Annotated in this window: 16 protein-coding genes and 2 other RNA genes; 5 read left to right on the top strand and 13 right to left on the bottom strand. The window is 66.7% G+C overall.

Going from position 1 to position 17,517, the window contains the following annotated elements:
- Positions 1-24 precede the first annotated feature (24 nt).
- The gene (gene azu, locus LL964_RS07875; RefSeq protein WP_104586765.1) at positions 25-474 is read left to right on the top strand and encodes an azurin; all 450 of its coding nucleotides are present in this window, start codon (positions 25-27) and stop codon (positions 472-474) included.
- A 26-nt stretch (positions 475-500) separates the two neighbouring features.
- On the opposite strand, the gene LL964_RS07870 is transcribed toward azu, so the two are convergent.
- From LL964_RS07870 to hemL, 3 genes are all read right to left on the bottom strand, one after another.
- Positions 501-576, bottom strand: a non-coding RNA gene (locus LL964_RS07870) — sX9 sRNA.
- Between the two features lie 166 nt (positions 577-742).
- Complete coding sequence (locus LL964_RS07865) at positions 743-3,508, bottom strand: winged helix-turn-helix domain-containing protein (RefSeq protein WP_104586764.1); 2,766 nt, start codon at positions 3,506-3,508, stop codon at positions 743-745.
- Between the two features lie 659 nt (positions 3,509-4,167).
- Positions 4,168-5,457 carry a glutamate-1-semialdehyde 2,1-aminomutase gene (hemL, locus tag LL964_RS07860; protein ID WP_104586762.1) on the bottom strand — a complete coding sequence of 430 codons (1,290 nt, stop codon included), beginning with the start codon at positions 5,455-5,457 and terminating at the stop codon, positions 4,168-4,170.
- Between the two features lie 299 nt (positions 5,458-5,756).
- On the opposite strand from hemL, the gene LL964_RS07855 reads away from it, so the two are divergent.
- The gene (locus LL964_RS07855; RefSeq protein WP_167395261.1) at positions 5,757-8,936 is read left to right on the top strand and encodes an outer membrane beta-barrel protein; all 3,180 of its coding nucleotides are present in this window, start codon (positions 5,757-5,759) and stop codon (positions 8,934-8,936) included.
- A gap of 323 nt (positions 8,937-9,259) precedes the next feature.
- Here the strand turns inward: LL964_RS07855 and LL964_RS07850 are convergent, their stop codons facing one another.
- Positions 9,260-9,526 (bottom strand): hypothetical protein, encoded by a 267-nt coding sequence (locus tag LL964_RS07850; RefSeq protein ID WP_167395239.1) that lies wholly within the window; start codon positions 9,524-9,526, stop codon positions 9,260-9,262.
- Between the two features lie 74 nt (positions 9,527-9,600).
- Positions 9,601-10,224, bottom strand: a complete 624-nt coding sequence (thiE, locus tag LL964_RS07845; protein ID WP_104586760.1) for a thiamine phosphate synthase — start codon at positions 10,222-10,224, stop codon at positions 9,601-9,603.
- Between the two features lie 36 nt (positions 10,225-10,260).
- Here thiE and LL964_RS07840 point away from each other — a divergent pair, with 36 nt between their 5' ends.
- Positions 10,261-10,488, top strand: coding sequence for a rubredoxin (locus tag LL964_RS07840; RefSeq protein WP_146092348.1), 228 nt, complete (start codon positions 10,261-10,263; stop codon positions 10,486-10,488).
- Positions 10,489-10,659: 171 nt separating this feature from the next.
- Here LL964_RS07840 and LL964_RS07835 read toward each other — a convergent pair whose 3' ends face one another.
- From LL964_RS07835 to LL964_RS07800, 8 genes are all read right to left on the bottom strand, one after another.
- Complete coding sequence (locus LL964_RS07835) at positions 10,660-11,541, bottom strand: SirB1 family protein (protein WP_104586759.1); 882 nt, start codon at positions 11,539-11,541, stop codon at positions 10,660-10,662.
- Between the two features lie 40 nt (positions 11,542-11,581).
- Complete coding sequence (locus LL964_RS07830; protein ID WP_104586758.1) at positions 11,582-12,028, bottom strand: DUF192 domain-containing protein; 447 nt, start codon at positions 12,026-12,028, stop codon at positions 11,582-11,584.
- A 299-nt stretch (positions 12,029-12,327) separates the two neighbouring features.
- Complete coding sequence (gene rpiA, locus LL964_RS07825; protein ID WP_104586757.1) at positions 12,328-12,975, bottom strand: ribose-5-phosphate isomerase RpiA; 648 nt, start codon at positions 12,973-12,975, stop codon at positions 12,328-12,330.
- A gap of 92 nt (positions 12,976-13,067) precedes the next feature.
- Positions 13,068-13,544 (bottom strand): EVE domain-containing protein, encoded by a 477-nt coding sequence (locus tag LL964_RS07820; RefSeq protein ID WP_146092347.1) that lies wholly within the window; start codon positions 13,542-13,544, stop codon positions 13,068-13,070.
- Complete coding sequence (locus LL964_RS07815; RefSeq protein WP_104586756.1) at positions 13,541-14,131, bottom strand: 5-formyltetrahydrofolate cyclo-ligase; 591 nt, start codon at positions 14,129-14,131, stop codon at positions 13,541-13,543. Before LL964_RS07815 ends, LL964_RS07820 begins: the two co-directional genes overlap by 4 nt.
- A gap of 252 nt (positions 14,132-14,383) precedes the next feature.
- A non-coding RNA gene (gene ssrS / locus LL964_RS07810) (6S RNA) lies at positions 14,384-14,566 on the bottom strand.
- A gap of 96 nt (positions 14,567-14,662) precedes the next feature.
- Positions 14,663-14,962, bottom strand: coding sequence for a cell division protein ZapA (locus LL964_RS07805; protein WP_104586755.1), 300 nt, complete (start codon positions 14,960-14,962; stop codon positions 14,663-14,665).
- Complete coding sequence (locus LL964_RS07800; RefSeq protein WP_104586856.1) at positions 14,959-15,180, bottom strand: TIGR02449 family protein; 222 nt, start codon at positions 15,178-15,180, stop codon at positions 14,959-14,961. Before LL964_RS07800 ends, LL964_RS07805 begins: the two co-directional genes overlap by 4 nt.
- A 234-nt stretch (positions 15,181-15,414) precedes the next feature.
- Here LL964_RS07800 and LL964_RS07795 point away from each other — a divergent pair, with 234 nt between their 5' ends.
- Both LL964_RS07795 and LL964_RS07790 read left to right on the top strand, forming a co-directional pair.
- Positions 15,415-15,957, top strand: coding sequence for a YecA/YgfB family protein (locus LL964_RS07795; RefSeq protein WP_104586754.1), 543 nt, complete (start codon positions 15,415-15,417; stop codon positions 15,955-15,957).
- A 13-nt stretch (positions 15,958-15,970) separates the two neighbouring features.
- Positions 15,971-17,308 (top strand): aminopeptidase P N-terminal domain-containing protein, encoded by a 1,338-nt coding sequence (locus LL964_RS07790; RefSeq protein WP_104586753.1) that lies wholly within the window; start codon positions 15,971-15,973, stop codon positions 17,306-17,308.
- Positions 17,309-17,517 lie beyond the last annotated feature (209 nt).

The following is a 17,517-nucleotide window of genomic DNA, read 5'->3' as shown; positions in this document are numbered from 1 at the left end:
AGTTCTGTTTGCTGGAGACATGTCTTGAAACTGTATTCGACGATTGCGGTGCTCGGCTTGATGGCGATGGCGCCATCGGCATGGGCGCGTAGCTGTGCGGTCACCATCACCGGCAACGACCACATGGCGTTCGACCGGAGCGCCATCAGCATCGCGCCCGACTGCACCCAGGTGGACGTGACGCTCAAGCACTCCGGCAAGCTGGCTGCCACGGTGATGGGGCACAACTGGGTGCTGACCAAGTCTGCCGATTTCCAGCCGGTCGCCAATGACGGCATGCGATCGACCATCGCCAACAGCTATCTGCCCAAGGCCGATGCGCGCGTGATCGCGCATACCAAGGTCATCGGTGGCGGCGAAAGTACCACCGTCAGCTTTGCGACCAGCAAGTTGACCAAGGGCGGCGCGTACACGTTCTTCTGCTCGTTCCCCGGGCACTGGGCGATGATGAAGGGCACACTCACATTCGGCTGAAGCTGCAGCGGGGTGGCACTCAGAGCGACTGATAGAACGTAACGAACAGTCGTGAGCTGGGTATGGACGGCTTTGAGGAAGCGGAATGTATGCATGGTACATGCCGTTCCGGGCACCGGCCGCGCCCGCCTGCCGGTGAGCACCGTCGTTTTGTGGGTTGCTCTTGGCTGAAGCGTGTTGGTTGCCCGCGTCTTATCCCGTGCATTGCCGAGTGCGGCAGGGTCGTTCAATAGGCCTGGCACCGCCGCTCGCTCAAGGTGCCGCCCACTCAAGTTGGCGCCTTGGAGTGCTGCGGAGGCTGGACACACAACACACCGCGTTGCTGTGCCTGCGCCAGCGCACCCTCGCGGCTGCGTGCATCGAGCTTGCGATACAGGTTCTTGAGGTGGAACTTGACGGTGTTCTCCGACAGGTGCAGGTGGCGGGCGATCTGCTTGTTGGAGTGACCCCGCGCCAGCTGCGCCAGCACTTCCAGTTCGCGCTCGCTGAACATGTCGCTGGCCGGGTCTTCGTCGCCGCTGAGCCGTTCGAGCAGTGCCTGGATGGTCAAGGCGCGCGTGGTGCCGCCAATGGTGTGCGGGTCGTGCTGACGCAGCGAGCGCAGCATGGCCTTGGCGGGCAGCCCCAGCTCGACGATGGCCTGCCAGCTTTGGGTCAGCGCTACATGCTCCAGTGCACTGTACAGCGGCGGCAGTGCCTCGAGCAGTTCGCCGCGCTGCTGTAGCACCAGCGCGATGCGTGCGCGGGTACGCGCCAGATGCCACGCGTTATCGTTGCTCAGGCAGGCCTGTTCGATCTGTCCAAGAATGCCCAGTGCCGCACTGCTGCGTCCGGCCAGGCGGTGCCAGCGTGCCAGCGCGAAGCCCATCGCGGCACGATCGCGCCAGCGGTGCGCGGCACGCAGCGTGTGGGCCAGGCCGGATTCGCCGCCGCTGCGCGCGATCAGCAGGTCGATGGCCGTCGTGCCGGGGTGCTCCAGCAGCAACATCAGCCGCCACGCGGCGGCCAGTTCGGACAAGCGCGCCAGCTTGCGCCCGTGGGCGATCTGTTCGACGTGTTCGAGCAACGCCAGGGCACTGCGTCCGCTGCGATCGCGCAGGCGTTCCAGGCCCAGCGCGGTCTGGTAGGCGGCTGCCAGGATGTCGGCGCTGCCATCGTGTTGTTCCAGCAGCTCCAGAGCCGGATGCAGCAGGTCGGCCGCATCGTCGTGGTGGCCGCGCTCATGGTGCAGCTGCGCAAGCAGGCACTGACCTGCGGCTTGCAATACACGATCCGGCTGCGGTGAACGCGCGCAGCACTGCAGGGCTTGCTGGTAGCAGGCTTCGGCGTCGCCGAGCCGGCCCCGATAGAACAGACTCTGCCCCAACGACAGCAGCGCCTGGCTGGCGCCGAGATCGCTGCCGCCGCGGCGCATGGCATCGCGCGCGGCCAGCGCATGGCGCTCGGCCACGGCAAAGGCGCCCTGTGCGAGAGCCGTGTTGGCACAGATGCACAGCAGCATGCCGCGGCTCAGGTGGTCGTCTTCGTCCAGTGCGCCGGCTTGCGCGGCGATCTGGGCCAGGCCATGCGGATTGCCGCAGATCTCATCCAGGCGGTCGCGCAGCAGCGCCACCATCACGGTGTAGTCGCGTTGTTGCGGCTCGCGCAGGGCGGCCGGGAAATCGCGGAAGCGCTCCAGCAGCAGGCGTGCGTGGCCGAATTCGCCGAGCTTGAGATGCAGGTGCGCCTGGGTCAGGTTGAGCGCGGGCGTGTCGCGGATGGTGCGGTGGTCGAAGTGGCGCAACAACGCGCGCACCGCATGCGTGCCATGGGTCAACAGCAATTGCCAGGTGCCTGCGCGTGCGATGTAGCTGGCAGCCAGGTCGCCGCACTCGCCACGCGCGGCATGCCGCACGGCGTCGGCCAGATGCCGGTGCTCGCCAAACCAGCGCGCCGCGCGTTGGTGCAGCTGCATGGCCTGGCCGGGATGTTCGCGGTCGAGCAACTGCTGCAGGAAGTCGGCGAACAGCGGGTGATAGCGGAACCATTCGCGCTCGCCGTCCAGCGGCACCAGCAGCCCATGGAAGTGCTCCAGGCGCGCCAGCAGCCGCCCGCTGTCATCGCGCTGGCGTAGCGCATCGGCGAGGGATGCATTGACGCGCTCCAGGTGGCTGGTGCGCAGCAACAGATCGCGCGTGTCCGCATCCAGGTCGTTGACCACCTGTTCGGCCAGGTAAGCGGCGATCTGCGCGCTACGCCCGGAGAAGCGCGCCGTCACCTGTTGCTGGCGTTGCGCATCGCCTTCCAGCCAGAGCCGGGCCAGATGCAGCGCCACCGGCCAGCCTTCGGTGTAATGCAGCAAGGCGTCCGCCACCGGGGCAGGGATCTGCGCTCCCAGCAACGCGCGCGCCTCATCGCCATCTAATGCCAGTTGCGCGCTGCCGAGCCGGCTGAGTTGCGCTTGCAGGTCCAGGCGCGCCAGCGGCAGCGCCGGGATGCGGCGGGTGGCCAGCAACAGATGCAGGCGCCCGCCGCCGTGTTCGATCAACCGCAGCACCAGGTCATCGACCGACGCACTGCCCACGCGGTCATAGTCGTCGAGGATCACGCTGATCGGACGCGGTGCGCTATGCAGTGCGCGGAGCAACAGGGTCAGCGCCTTGCGTGGGTCCTGGTCACGCTCGTGCAGCACGCGTGCGCAAAATGCCTCGTCCGCGCCCGCGTGCTGCAGCGCCAGGGCAAGGTGGCCAAGCAAGCGCGCGGCATCGGCATCTTCTTCATCCAGCGATAGCCACGCCACCGCCCTGTGCCGGCTTGCATGCAGATGGGCATGCCATTGCGCCAGCACGGTGGTCTTGCCGAAGCCGGGTGGCGCCAGCAGCAAGGTGAGCGGGCGTGCCTGTGCCTGATCCAGCGCGGTCAGCAGCGACGTGCGCAGCACTGCCCCCGGACGCGGCGATGGGGGCTCCAGCTTGCCGGCAAGCAGCCAGTCGGGAAGATGGCGGTCGCGCAATGGCGACGGGCGCGGAGTGAGCAACGCAACAGGCTTGAGCATGAGGCGAGGGCGGCCGTGGCAAGCGTCGGCAGCGCGCCGGCGCGACGCGCTGCATGACTGGATGAAACAGCGGCGACGGCCAACCTGTCGCCAGCGAAGACGACAACGGCGGATCGGCTGCTTCGAGGGTCCCCACCCATGCCCGTCCGTGAGCACCTTTCAGAAAGGTATGACAGCCACACGACAAAAGCAAAGACGTCTGCTGCATATCGCAGGCATCGCGGCAAGCGATGCCGTCGGTGTGCGCCGGGTCGGCAAGCGCGCTCCGTCAGCCAATGGCGTTCGTGAAGGTCGCGCAGGCGCATGCATCGGTGCCGGTGCAGGCCGTGGCAGCAGCTGCATGCGCCTGCACGGGAGCCGGCGCTTGCAGCGATCGCTGAAACCGCGGATCGCTGTTCGAATGTCCTGCACATCCGGCGATGCAGGCAGTGTTGCCGTCGGGCCGGGCGCGAACCGCCACCGGCCCACTCAGCCAACGCGCACGCCGTGCGAGCATCCTCGCCAGCGAGCTGTGGCGTTGGCGCGGTGGTCGCGTGCAAACGTGGGCGCGATCGCGGCCGGCCATGCAGGACGCATCGGCGGCCGTGGCCAATCGCCGGCGCGGGATGGCCCGAGCCGGCGATCGCAGCGGACACGCGCCGCTCAGTCGACCGCCTCGTTCAGCGCGCCACCTCGGCAAAGGCTTCGCCTGCGGCGGCAAGCGTCGCCTCGATCGTCGCCGCGTCGTGCGCGCTGGACATGAAGCCGGCTTCGTACGCCGAGGGCGCCAGGTACACGCCCCGCTGCAGCATCGCGTGGAAGAAGCGATTGAAGGTGGTGGTGTCGCAGGCGGTGGCCTGCGCGTAGCTCTCCACGATCTGGTCGGTGAAGAACAGCCCGAACATGCCGCCCACCCGGTTGGTGGTGACCGCAACGCCGGCCGCGCGTGCGGCGTCTTCCAGCCCTTCGCACAACAGGCCGGTGGCCTCGCTCAGCCGGTCGTGGAAGCCGGGTGCCTGCACCAGCTCCAGCATCGCCAGTCCCGCGGCCATGGCCACCGGATTGCCCGACAAGGTGCCCGCCTGGTAGATCGGGCCCGCCGGCGCGATCTGCTCCATCAGCTCGCGCCGGCCGCCATAGGCGCCCACCGGCATGCCGCCGCCGATGATCTTGCCGAACGTGGTCAGGTCCGGGGTCACGCCGTAGTGCGCCTGCGCACCACCCAGGGCCACGCGGAAGCCGGTCATCACCTCGTCGAAGATCAGCAGCGCGCCGTGGCGCGTGCACAGCGTGCGCAGGTGCTGCAGGTAGCCCGCCAGCGGCGGAATGCAGTTGGCGTTGCCCACCACCGGTTCGATGATCACCGCCGCCACGTCGGCGCCGATCTCGTCGAACAGGGCGGTCGCGCCTTCGAAGTCGTTGAAGCTGAGCGTGGCGGTCAGCTCGCTCAGGCCCGACGGCACGCCCGGCGAAGTGGGCACGCCCAGGGTCAGCATGCCGCTGCCGGCCTTGACCAGGAACGAGTCGCCGTGGCCGTGATAGCAGCCTTCGAACTTGACGATGCGGTTACGCCCGGTCGCGCCGCGTGCCAGACGCACCGCTGACAGCGTGGCCTCGGTGCCGGAGTTGACCATGCGCACCATCTCGCACGACGGCACCAGCCGGGTGATGGTGTCGGCCATGCCGACCTCGGCCGCGCAGGGTGCGCCGAACGACAGTCCGTCGCGGATCGCGCGCTCCACCGCCTCGCGCACTGCAGGGTGGTTGTGGCCGGCGATCATCGGGCCCCACGAGCCCACGTAGTCGATATAGCGGTTGTCGTCGACATCGTAGAGATACGGGCCGTCGGCGCGCGCCACGAAGAACGGCTCGCCTCCCACCGACTTGAACGCGCGCACCGGTGAGTTGACGCCACCGGGCAGCAGTGTCTGCGCCCGGGCGAACAGGGCGTGGGAGCGGGTGTGGTTCATGCGCGCGGATCCTTGAGGAAGTTCGGTGGGGGCCGCGATGCCCGGCAACAGGCATCGTCTGCGCCATTGTCAGGCCTGCAGCCGTGTACGCCTACCCGGTAGATGCCTGCCTACCCGTCGCGGGCGACGGGTGGGCGAGCCGGCCTGCCTATGATCGAGCGCGACGGTATCGACCGCCTCGGGCATGAGCTGATGGCATAGCGCTATTGGCGCTGGGCAGCCGATGTTCAGAAAGTGTGATTGCGGTGGCTCATGGCCCCGTTCATTCGTCGCAACAGTTCAGACTTTTGGGAGACAGCATGAACCGCAGGATCCAGAAGCGTGCCCTGGCGTTGGCCCTGGTGGTGGCCATCGGCAGCGCACACGCGCAGTCGACCACCGGCAGCATCGTCGGCAGCGTGGGGCAGGGCAACGGCACCAGCGTGGTGGTGGAAAACAACAGTGGCCTCAGCCGTGAGGTGCCGGTGGATGCGCGCGGCCGCTATACCGCCGGCAACCTGCCGCTGGGTACCTACAAGGTGACGGTCAAGCGCGACGGCGCGGTGGTGGAAACCCGCGAAAATGTGGCCATCACCGTCGGCGCGAACACCGACGTCTCGTTCGCCGCCAATGCCGCAGGAAGCGGCGTGCAGACCCTGGACAGCGTGACCGTCAATGCCGCCAGCCTGGCCACCATCGACGTCAGCAGCGTGGATACCCGCACCGTGGTCACCGCCGAACAGCTGGCGCAGCTGCCGCTGGGCCGCACCGCCGAAGCGATCGCGCTGCTGGCGCCGGGCGTCGTGGTCAACAGCGGTGGGTTCGACAACGGCCCGCTCGGCGGCTCGCTGCCCAGCTTCGGCGGCTCGGCCGCCAGCGAAAACGCGTACTACCTCAACGGTTTCAACACCACCACCATCAGCAACAATCTCGGCGGCCTGACCCTGCCCTACGGCGCCATCGACCAGCAGGAAATCTTCACCGGCGGCTACGGCGCGCAGTTCGGTCGCTCCAACGGCGGCGTGATCAATCAGATCGGCAAGCGTGGCACCAACGAATGGAAGTTCGGCGCCGCGGTGATCTGGGAGCCCAATGGCCTGCGCGCCAACCAGCGCGATCTCTACTGGCGCCCGGACAGCCAGGCCAGCACCGTCAACAACGCCGCCTACCGTTACGCGCGCGCAGCCAACGGCCTGTACCAGCCGGCCAGCGAGGCCGAGGCCAACCAGACCACCTATAGCGCCTACGTGGGCGGGCCGATCATCCAGGACAAGCTGTTCTTCTTCCTGGCCGCCGAACAGGTCGACTCGGACGGCGTGCGCGTGGGCACCAATCGCGACACCGACAATGGCCGCACCGGCGGCCTCACCGACTACGACTACAAGCAGCAGCGCTGGTACGCCAAGGTGGACTGGAACATCACCGACAACCATCTGATCGAGGTGACCGGTGCCAGTGACGAAGCCGAAACCAACGGCTCGATCTATCGCTACAACTATCTCAGCCGCGCGCGCGGCAGCTATCTCACCGACGAATCCACCTGGAAGACCGGCCCGACCCTGTTCACCGGCAAGTACACCGGCTACCTCGGCGACAACCTCACCGTGACGGCGCTGTACGGCAAGATGACCACACCGGACGAGCTGACTCCGTTCAACTACAACGCGGCCAACGGTCCGGTGATCAACAGCGCCGCGTTGCAGAATCCCGCCTATACCGGCGGCACACCGCGTATCGGCAATCAGCTGGTCACCTCGGTCAGCTCGCCCGACCGCGAGTACAAGAAGGACAATCAGCGCTTGAATCTGGAATGGCGGCTGGGCCATCACACGCTCAACTTCGGTATCGACAACCAGAAGTCCGAAGGCATCGACGTCGGGTCGGTGCTGTCCGGCCCCGGCTTTGCGTGGACCTATGGCCAGACCAATGATCCCAACGGGCTGGCGACCGGCGGATTGGTCAGTCAGTCGGCCAACGAAGCCGGCGGCATCGGCGCGCCGAGCCCGGGGCTGGTCGATCCGGTCAACGGATCGAGCGGCTACTACGTGGTGCGCAACATCAATACCAGCCTGTATTCCTACGAGGCGAAACAACGCGCGTACTACATCGAAGACAAATGGCAGGTCACCGATAATCTGCTGCTCAGCCTGGGCCTGCGCAAGGACGAATTCACCAACTACACCCCGTTCGGCGACCCGTACATCGAGGTGGACAACGCCTGGGCGCCACGGTTGGGTTTCAGCTGGGACGTCAACGGCGATTCCAGCCTGAAGGTGTTCGGTAACCTCGGCCGCTACTATCTAGGCCTGCCGCTGTCGGCGGTGAGTCTGTTTACCCCGGCCACCACCACCGACACCTATTTCACCTACAGCGGCATCAATGCCGACGGCACGCCGATCCTGGCGCAGCAACTGGGCTCTGCGGTGTCGGCCAATTCGCGCTTCGGCCGCATTGCCGACGTGCGCACGGCGGTGGTCAAGGACATCGAAGGCGAGAACCAGGACGAACTCATCCTCGGCTTCACCAAGCAACTCGACAGCGGCTGGGTACTGGGCATGCGCGGCACCCATCGCCGCCTCAACGCGGGCATCGACGACCAGAACTACGATGTCTCCAACACCGCATTGATCGATGCGGCAGCGGCGCAAGGGGTGACCATCGATTTCTCGAAGGTGGCTGGCGCCTCGCTGATCAATCCTGGCCAGACCAACACCTGGGGCGTGATCGGCACCGACGGTCAATTCCACGAAGTCTCGGTCAGCCGTGAAGCGGCTGGCTTCCCGAAGTTCAAACGCAACTATTCGGCGGTGGAATTCAATCTGGAACGCCCGTTCGACGGCCAGTGGTATGCCAAGGTCAACTATGTGTGGTCGCACAGCTACGGCACCACAGAGGGTCAGGTGCGCTCGGATCTATGGCGTACCGGCGGTGCGCTGGGCAGCTACCAGGGCCAGGCCTCGGTCTCGACCACGCAAAGCTGGGACCATCCGGCGCTGATGGAACACTTCAACGGCGACCAGTCCAACGATCACCGCCATCAGCTCAAGTTGTTCGGCTTCTACCAGTTCAATCCGCAATGGGGCGCCTCGGCCAACTTCAGCCTGATCTCCGGTGCGCCACACAATTGCCTGGGCAATTACTACGGCAGCCAATACAGCGGCCGCGATCCGGCCGGCTATGGCGGCAGCGCCATCACTGGCGGGCCTTACCACTACTGCTACAACCCGGAAACCGGCACCGGCGTGGCATCGCCTCCGGGCTCGCAGGGCCGCCTGGGCTGGATCGCGCAACTCGACATGGGCGTGACCTACAAGCCCGCGTTCGCCGATGGCAGGCTGGCGCTGCGCTTTGACGTGTTCAACATCACCAACGAGCAGACCGCGACCAATATCTACCCGTTCTCGCAGCTGCCCGATAACACGACCAATCCGTTGTGGAATCAGGTCGTGGCCTACCAGGCGCCGCGCTCTGGCCGGGTGACCCTGAGCTACGACTTCTAATCGCGCCAGCGACAAAGCCGGTTCCGGCAGTGACGCGTGAAAGCACGCGTCGCTGTTTTTGTTTTGGGAGATGGCTTGGCTGACGACGCGGTGTCTTTTGCTCTTCAACAAAAAGAACCAGCCAACTGTCTGGCGTGGTGTCCTTGCCGATTGCGGGACCCTTGGCGGCATGGATGCCGCCAAGGGTCCCGCGACGGTGAGCGGGCAAGGACCATTCGCGACGGTCGGCGGGCGTAGCACAAGCGGTGCATTGCGCGACTCGCTGAACAAAGCAGGTGTCAGCTCGTTCGATTTCTGTCGCAATGCCTATCGGATGTCATGGATCAACCGATCCGCAGCAGCAACCCAATCGACAAATGCAGCAAGCGGTTCGTAGCAGTGAGCCGCTTTTCGTTGGCTGCCAGCCAACTATCTGATGCGGTGTCCTTGCCGATTGCGGGACCGTTGGCGGCATGGATGCCGCCATCTAGCCCCCATGGACGGGTCCACGGCGTGTCCCGCGAGCGGTGAGGGCACCGCACACTCGACGCCCCCGGCTTTCTGTGATCAACAGATGCAGTGAAATAAAAATTCACCAGCTTGAAGCGCATTACAAGCCTGGACGAATAGCTTGCGCCTGCAAGCCTGCAAGCCTGCAAGCCTGCAAGCCTGAACGATTGCCGCACTAAGACCCGAACCCTGCACGATATGCCTGCACCGCTGCGACCGGATCCGCCGCCGCGTACACGCCGCTGACCACGGCGACCAGATCGGCACCTGCTGCCACCAGGTCGGGCACATGCGCAGGCGTGATACCGCCGATCGCCACGCGCGGCACGCCCAGCGTGGCAGCCTGCTGCAGCAGCGCCGGCGTGGCGCGCCGGGTGGTCTGCTTGGTGGTGGTGGGGAAGAACGCACCGAACGCCACGTAGCTGGCGCCTGCCGCAGCCGCGATGCGTGCGCGATCGATCCCGTCGTAGCACGACACCCCAATGATCGCCTGCTCGCCCAGCAAGGCGCGGACTGCGGCCACTTCGCCATCGTCCTCGCCCAGATGCACGCCCTGCGCCCCGACCTGCGCGGCCAGCTGCGCATCGTCGTTGATGATCAGCGGCACCCCATGCGCCGCGCAGGCCTCGTGCAGGGCACGCGCCTGGCGCAGCCGCAGCGGCGCGTCGGCCTGCTTGTTGCGGTACTGCAGCCAGGTGACGGACGGCAGCAACGGGACGGTGCGCAGCAGCAGGCGCTGCGTGTTGGGCTCATCGGGGGTGATCAGGTAGACGCCGCGGGCGTCTTCGAGGTGCGGCATGGCTGCGCTTCCGAAAGCAGTGGGTGGAATGGGACAATGCAGACCCCACCGTTGCATGGCCGCGATTATCCGATGAGCGAGACATCCACGACTACCTACCGAACCTGGATGTGCGTGGTCTGCGGCTTTCTGTACCACGAGGCCGACGGCATTCCCGAGGAAGGCATCGCCCCCGGCACGCGCTGGCAGGACGTGCCCGATACCTGGACCTGCCCGGACTGCGGGGTGACCAAGGACGATTTCGAGATGGTGGAGATCGACTGAGCGGCAAAAGCCGCCTGGCCCAATGCCGCGGGCGGATTGCGCCCGGGAGCGGGCATTGCAGGCGGACGCGCGCGGCCGTACGCGAGGCATCCACGGATGTCGGCCGCCCGGTCGGCCTGGCCGAGGCCGCGCGCAGGCAGGATGCCGTCTGGCCGGCGCTGGGGGTGTGCTTCAGTGCGCGCGGGCGCGCTGACTGTTCAATTCGACCAGATGTTCGTGCAGGCTCGCCGCGTCCTGCGCGCTCGGGTTGAGCAGCAGATAGCGCGACAGATCGTGACGCGCGCCGCTACGGTGGCCCAGGTGCAGATACGCCATGCCGCGATCGCGCAGGGCTTCGGGCTGATCGGGCACCAGCTTCAGGATGCGGTCGGCGCTACGTGCGGCGCGGTCCCAATGCTCGGCATCGGCGTAGACGCCGTGCAGGTTGCGCAGGATGCGGATCAGGATCGCACGGTGCGGGGCCGGGTCGAGGATTTGCGCCAGTGCGCGGTCGTCGGGAATCTCGCCGCCCAGATGCGGGCGCGCGCGTTCGCGTAGTTCGTCCACGCCCAGCGGGCGGCCGCCGTTGAACGGGTCCATCACCAGCACCCCGTCGTCGACCGGCAGCCGGACCAGGAAATGCCCGGGAAACGACACGCCGGCCAGCGGGATGCCCAGGCGCCGCGCCACTTCGATCTGCACCATGGCCAGCGAGATCGGATTGCCCAGCCGGCGCTCGAACACCTGGTTGAGATAGCTGTTACGCGGATCGTAGTACTCGTTGTGATTGCCGGAGTACCCCAGTTCGTCGAACAGGTAGCGGTTGACCGCGGCCATCTTCAGTGGCCACAGATCGATCGCCTCCACTTCGGGGCGCAGGTGTTCGACATGGCTCTGCACCAGGGTGTCGTACAACTCGGCATCCAGCTGTGGATACTCGTCGCGCGCGATCAGCAGCGCGGTGGACATCAGCGGCACCGCCTCGTCGTCCAGGCTGGCGAGTGCGGTCCAGTGGGGAAGTGGGAGCATGTCGACCATGCCTCCAAGAGTGTCGGCAAGCGACGCGGGGTTCAAGTCCGGTACTTCCTGACAGGCGACACCGCATCGCTGTGAATCACTTCAGCTTGGGAATATCCGGACTGAAAACAAGCTCGGTGCCGTCCTGCAGGCCGAGCCTGGCCGCCTGCCCGGCATTGAGTTCCAGCACATAGCGGGCCGGAGCCTTGCTGGGGTAGGGCGGGCAGGCATCGCCGGCCGAACACGGCGGCACGTCGCGCTGCTGCGACACCAGCCGGCGCTGGTCGTCGAAATACAGGATGTCCAGGGCGATCTTGGTGTTCTTCATCCAGTACGCCAGCGGCTCCTGACGGTCGTGAATGAACAGCATGCCGCGATCGTCGTCCATGGCATCGCGGAACATCAGGCCCTGGATACGCTCGGCGTCGTTCTGCGCCACCTCGACCTGGTAGCGCGTGCCGGCCAGCTCCACCCATGGTCCGCTGCTGGCACAGCCCCCTAGCAGGATCAGGCAGGCGAGGGCGAAGAGGCGGACAGGGCGCATGCGACAGACCGGCGAAGCGGGGGATGGCGCACCATCTGCCATGCACCGGCGCGCGTCAAGCCGCCGGTGCGTCGTCGCAGCGGCCCAGGCGTGGTTGCGTGGCCTGCAGGCAAGCGTGTCCGGACCGATGCAATGACGCTGCATGCATTGCGCTTGCAGCGCGTTGCTCCAAAGCGGACACAGGCCGCCGCGGATGGACCTGGCCGCGAGCGCGGCCGGGTGGGCGCCGAAGCGCCGGCCGCGCGGGCGCTGTGATTATCGACGCGCGCGGACCGCCGGCGCTCCATGTCGCCGACGCGTCACAGCACGCGCGGCGGTTCGCCACCGACGATCACCACATCGGCCGGGCGGCGGGCGAACAGGCCCACGCAGACCACGCCGGGAATCTGGTTCAGGCTGCGCTCCAGAGCCACCGGGTCGGCGATGTGCAGGTTGTGCACGTCCAGCACCACGTTGCCGTTGTCGGTGACCACTCCGTCGCGCCACACCGGCTGGCCGCCGGTCGAGGCCAGGATCTGCCGGGCCACCAGGCTGCGTGCCATCGGAATCACTTCCACCGGCAGCGGGAACTTGCCCAGCACCGGCACCTGCTTGCTCGGGTCGACGATGCAGATGAAGCGCTCGCTGGCCTCGGCAATGATCTTCTCGCGCGTCAGCGCCGCGCCGCCGCCCTTGATCAGGCAGCGGTTGGGGTCGCACTCGTCGGCCCCGTCCACATACAGCGACAGGTTGCCGGTGTGATTGAGGTCCAGCACCTCGATGCCGTGCTGTCGCAATCGCGCGGTGCTTTGCTCGGAGCTGGACACTGCGCCCTTGATGCGGTGGCCGATCCGGCCCAGCGCATCGATGAAGTAGGCCACCGTCGAACCGGTCCCCACGCCGACGATCATGCCGTCTTCTACGTAATCGATCGCCTTTTCGGCGGCCAGGCGTTTTGCTTCGGACATTGTTGAGGCTCGGGATTGGGGATTGGGGAGTCGGGATTCGTCGGAGCGGCGCACGTCGGGCTGCGGGGATTGAGCGAATGCCCAATCCCGAATCACGGCGATTCCATCGCCAGCAACAATTTCCACTGCGCAGCGGTCACCGGCAGGATCGACAGCCGATTGCCGCGCGCGATCAGCGGGAAACCCTCGCCCAGCGCGTCGGCGTGCTGCTTGATCTCGTCCAGTGCGATCGTCCGTCCGAGCTTGCGCTCGAACGCCACGTCCACCAGCACCCAGCGCGGATCTTCGCGCGTGGATTTCGGGTCGTGATAGTCGGATGCCGGATCGAACTGGGTGTCGTCCGGGTACGCCGTGCTGGCCACCTTGGCGATGCCGACGATACCGGGCACCTTGCAGTTGGAGTGATAGAACAGCACCCCGTCGCCGACCCGCATGCCATCGCGCATGAAATTGCGCGCCTGGTAGTTGCGCACCCCATTCCAGGGCTCGGTGCCGACACGTTCCAGATCGTCGATGGAAAAGGTGTCCGGCTCGGACTTCATCAACCAGTAGCGCTTGCGTGCGGTCATACGGAAACGGCGTCGTCTTTCAGGAAGGTGGCGTGTTCGGTACAGATGGCGTCCACCGCCACGTCCCAGGGTTCGGTCGGCAGGGCGGGCACCTGTTGCGCGGCGAAGCCGGCACCCACCAGCCAGGGCGGGGGCGCCTGGCGATGCCGGAACGCGAAGCTGCGATCATACCAGCCGCCTCCCATACCCAGCCGGCGGCAGGCTGCGTCGAAGCCGGTGAGCGGGGCGACCACCAGGGCCATCTCCTCCGGCGCCAGGGTGGCGGCGCGCTCCACGTCCGGTTCGGGAATGCCGTAACGATTGCTGATCAGTGCCTGGCCGGGCCGCCATGGCGCAAAGCGCAGCACGCGCCCGTCCAGCACGGGCAGGCAATAGCGCACCCCGGCCGGCAAACCGAGTTGCCAGCGGTGCAGCGCGATTTCGCCATCCATCGCCCAATACCCTGCCACTGCGCCGGTCTGCGGTGCGAACGGCAGTGTCAGCAGGCGCGTTGCCAGGGAGTCGGCCGCTGCCAGGCGTTGCGCTGCCGGCAGCGCGCGGCGCTGGGCGCGCAGCCGTTGACGCAACGCATTTCTGTCCTCGGTCATCGAGCTCTCGGAGCGACGGGGTGTGGGCATTGTCGTCGCCGCGTGGACGCGTGCCTAGCACCGTCTCGACCGCAGTGCGATGTGTCATGGCGCTGTGCGCGATGGCATGCGGTGGCGCCGGCATATGCGCGCACGCGCGCGCGTCGGGTTGCAGTCGCCGGCCTTGCCTGCATCATCGGCCAGCACCGATGCGGCGGGTTCGCCGACGACGGCGCAAAAAGAAACGACGCCCGGAGGCGTCGTTTCAGATTTGCATTCTCCGCCGTGACGATGCGGCGAAACGACCTTGAACCCGGGGTTCAAGTGGGGACGTTGTGAGGCCATCGGGCTTCCCGCTACAAGGCGGACTTGCACACCCGGCTTCGTCGCGCCCCCGTGGTCGTCATTAAGGGACAAGGCGAATGTTTTGCACGCTGTCGTTTACAGCAGAGAACGCAGGTGAAGTATAGACCTCTGCGGCGCGATGGCTAGCCCATTCGTCGGCGCACACGCTCGAAAGTTCATGTTTGCGACGGCAATGCGACGCAGGCCTCAACGCGGTGTGTCGGTCAGGCCATCCAGGCGGCGATTCAAGGAGCTCAGCGTTTCGGCCAGCTCCCGATCGTAAAGCGCCTGCTGCTCGCGCAGTTGCTGCAGTTCGTGCGCCAGATTGAGCGCGGCCAGTACGGCGACCCGATCGACGGCGGCCATGCGGTTGCTGCCGCGGATCTCGCGCATGCGCAGATCCAACAGGCGGGCCGCGGCAGTGAGGCTCTCTCGCTCTTCCGCGGTCACGCCCACCGTGTATTCACGATCCAGAATACGCACGCTGACCGGTTCGTTGCTGCTCACGTGTGCTGCTCCAGCGACTTCAGGCGTACGATCATCGCTTCCACGCGCGAGCGCGCCTGCTCGTTCTTGCTCAGCAATTGCGAACGCTCGCCGATCAGCTGTTCCTGCTGATGGCGCAGGCTGCGGTTCTCGTCGGTCAACCGTTGAGTACGCTCGACCAGCGCCTCCACGCGGGCGGCAAGTGCGCGAATCTGGGCGAGGGCGGCGGCGTTGTCCATGCGCGCACGATAGGCGCGCGCGCGCAGAGCGGTCAAGCGGCGGCCTGGGCATCCCCTGCCTCCTGCCGGGCCAGCCAGGCCAAGGCCTGGAGCCGTATCCTGCAGGGCGCACGCGGTGCGTGGAACGCTGCATGGAACGCCGAGGTGGCGGGCGGCGCAGGCCGCCTTGGTACACTGGTGAGTCCGATCGCCCGCCATCCGCGGGCACCTGCCGCTCTTAGCCTGGATGACCCGATGGATCTGCCTGACGTGACCGCTGTGCAAACCGAAAGCCGGCAGCTTGCGCTGGCGTCCTCAGCGGCGGAGTTGCATGGTGGATTGTGCGGTTGGCTGTCTGGCGGTGGCGCCGACAGCGCCGACTGGCTGGCGCGCATCCTGGCCGATTCGGCACAGGGAGCGCCCGCGCAGGGCGGCGCGCTGGATCGGTTGCGGCAGGCTACGGTGATGCAGCTGGAGGATCGCGACTTCGCCTTCGAACTGCTGCTGGTCGAGGACGGCGCTCCGCTGTCGGCGCGCACCGATGCCTTGTTCGATTGGTGCCGTGCGTTCCTGGGCGGGTTCGGCCTGGCCGCACAGCAGCGGCCGGCGCTGAGCGAAGAAGGCGAAGAAGCGCTGCAGGATCTGGCACGGCTGGCACAGGCGTCCAGCGAGGACTTCGATGCCGGCGAGGAAGACGATACCGCGCTGGCCGAGATCGAGGAGTTCGTGCGCGTGGCGGTGCTGTTGCTGCATGGCGACTGCGTGATGGGGCCGCGTTTCCGTCAACGCCTGAACTGATCTGCGCACCGACATGAAAAAGCTTACCGGGATCGGCGCGGCCGAATACGCGCGCCGGCGCAGGCAGCTGATGCAGATGGCCGGCGAGCACGCCATCCTGATCCTGCCCGCCGCGCCCGAGCGCGTGCGGAGTCACGACACGCACTACCCCTACCGTCAGGATTCGGACTTTTGGTATCTGAGCGGGTTTCCTGAGCCGGAAGCGGTGCTGGTACTGGTGCCAGGCCGCAAGCATGGCGAGGCGATCCTGTTCTGCCGCGAGCGCGATGCCGAGCGCGAAGCCTGGGACGGCCCGCGCGAGGGCCAGGAAGGCGCGGTGGCACGTTATGGCATGGACGATGCCTATCCCATCGACGATGTGGACGACATCCTGCCGGGTCTGCTCGAAGGCCGCAGCCGCGTGTACTACCACTTCGGTCGTGACGTCGATTTCGACCTCAAGCTGATCGGTTGGCTCAAACGCGTGCGCGAGCAGGTACGCCACGGTGCGCAACCGCCGCACGAATTCCTCGAGCTTGGCCATTTGCTGCACGAGCAGCGCCTGTTCAAGTCGCGCGACGAGATCGCGCTGATGCAACAGGCCGCCGATATCAGCGTGCGTGCGCACCGCGCAGCGATGCGGCTGGCGCGCCCGGGCGTGCACGAGTACGAACTGCAGGCGGAGGTCGAACGCGAGTTCCGCGCTGCCGACGCATGGCCGGCATACGGCAGCATCGTCGGTACCGGCAGCAATGCCTGTGTGTTGCATTACCGCGCCAACAACGCGCGCAGCCGCGACGGCGAGCTGGTGCTGATCGACGCCGGCGCCGAATACCGCGGCTACGCAGCCGACATCACCCGCACGTTTCCGGTCAACGGCCGTTTCACCCCCGCGCAGCGCGCGCTGCACGATCTGGTCGGCGCCGCGCAGGCGGCCGCGCTGGCCCAGGCGCGCCCCGGTCTGGCGTACGAAGCCGGGCATTTGGCTGCAGTGCAGACCCTGACCGAGGGACTGCTGCGGCTGGGGCTGCTCAAGGGCAAGCTGGAACGCAATATCGCCGAAGGCCATTACAAGCGGTTCTATCGGCACAAGACCGGCCATTGGCTTGGGCTGGACGTGCACGATGTCGGCGATTACAAACTGGCCGGCGAGTCGCGCCTGCTCGAACCTGGCATGGTGTTCACCATCGAGCCGGGGCTTTACGTGTCTGCCGACGACACCTCGGTGGATGCCAGGTGGCGCGGCATCGGCATCCGCACCGAAGACAACGTGCTGATCACCGCCGAGGGTCATCGCGTACTGACCGATGCGCTGGCACGCAGCGCCGACGAGATCGAGGCAGAGATGGCGGGTGCCACCGTGTCGCTGTGACCGGTCCATCGCCAGCGCCCTCGCGTCAAAGCGCTGCGCAAAGAACGCTGCAAGCCTGGCGCGGCGGTGGCGCGCGCAGTGGTGATGGATGCGTGGCAAGCGCTTTTGGAAAATCCCGTGCGAGGCATGCCGTGCCGGAGCGCTCCGGTGCGCGTCCTGACGGCGCATCCTGCGCCCGACGCTGCGGTTCGCGGGCATGCCGCCGGTTC

Source organism: Xanthomonas melonis, from assembly GCF_020783655.1.
GTDB classification, from domain to species: Bacteria; Pseudomonadota; Gammaproteobacteria; order Xanthomonadales; family Xanthomonadaceae; genus Xanthomonas; species Xanthomonas melonis.
Note: the sequence above shows the minus strand (reverse complement) of the source record. Positions and strands in the feature narration are given on the sequence as shown.

Excerpts from the sequence above, each read along its gene's own strand:
- LL964_RS07820 (WP_146092347.1), bottom strand. The coding sequence starts at position 13,544 with ATGACCGCACGCAAGCGCTACTGGTTGATGAAGTCCGAGCCGGACACC.
- LL964_RS07815 (WP_104586756.1), bottom strand. The coding sequence starts at position 14,131 with ATGACCGAGGACAGAAATGCGTTGCGTCAACGGCTGCGCGCCCAGCGC.
- LL964_RS07790 (WP_104586753.1), top strand. The coding sequence starts at position 15,971 with ATGAAAAAGCTTACCGGGATCGGCGCGGCCGAATACGCGCGCCGGCGC.
- LL964_RS07830 (WP_104586758.1), bottom strand. The coding sequence starts at position 12,028 with ATGCGCCCTGTCCGCCTCTTCGCCCTCGCCTGCCTGATCCTGCTAGGG.
- LL964_RS07855 (WP_167395261.1), top strand. The coding sequence starts at position 5,757 with ATGAACCGCAGGATCCAGAAGCGTGCCCTGGCGTTGGCCCTGGTGGTG.
- thiE (WP_104586760.1), bottom strand. The coding sequence starts at position 10,224 with ATGCCGCACCTCGAAGACGCCCGCGGCGTCTACCTGATCACCCCCGAT.
- rpiA (WP_104586757.1), bottom strand. The coding sequence starts at position 12,975 with ATGTCCGAAGCAAAACGCCTGGCCGCCGAAAAGGCGATCGATTACGTA.
- LL964_RS07850 (WP_167395239.1), bottom strand. The coding sequence starts at position 9,526 with ATGCGCTTCAAGCTGGTGAATTTTTATTTCACTGCATCTGTTGATCAC.
- LL964_RS07840 (WP_146092348.1), top strand. The coding sequence starts at position 10,261 with ATGCAGACCCCACCGTTGCATGGCCGCGATTATCCGATGAGCGAGACA.
- hemL (WP_104586762.1), bottom strand. The coding sequence starts at position 5,457 with ATGAACCACACCCGCTCCCACGCCCTGTTCGCCCGGGCGCAGACACTG.
- LL964_RS07795 (WP_104586754.1), top strand. The coding sequence starts at position 15,415 with ATGGATCTGCCTGACGTGACCGCTGTGCAAACCGAAAGCCGGCAGCTT.
- LL964_RS07800 (WP_104586856.1), bottom strand. The coding sequence starts at position 15,180 with ATGGACAACGCCGCCGCCCTCGCCCAGATTCGCGCACTTGCCGCCCGC.
- LL964_RS07865 (WP_104586764.1), bottom strand. The coding sequence starts at position 3,508 with ATGCTCAAGCCTGTTGCGTTGCTCACTCCGCGCCCGTCGCCATTGCGC.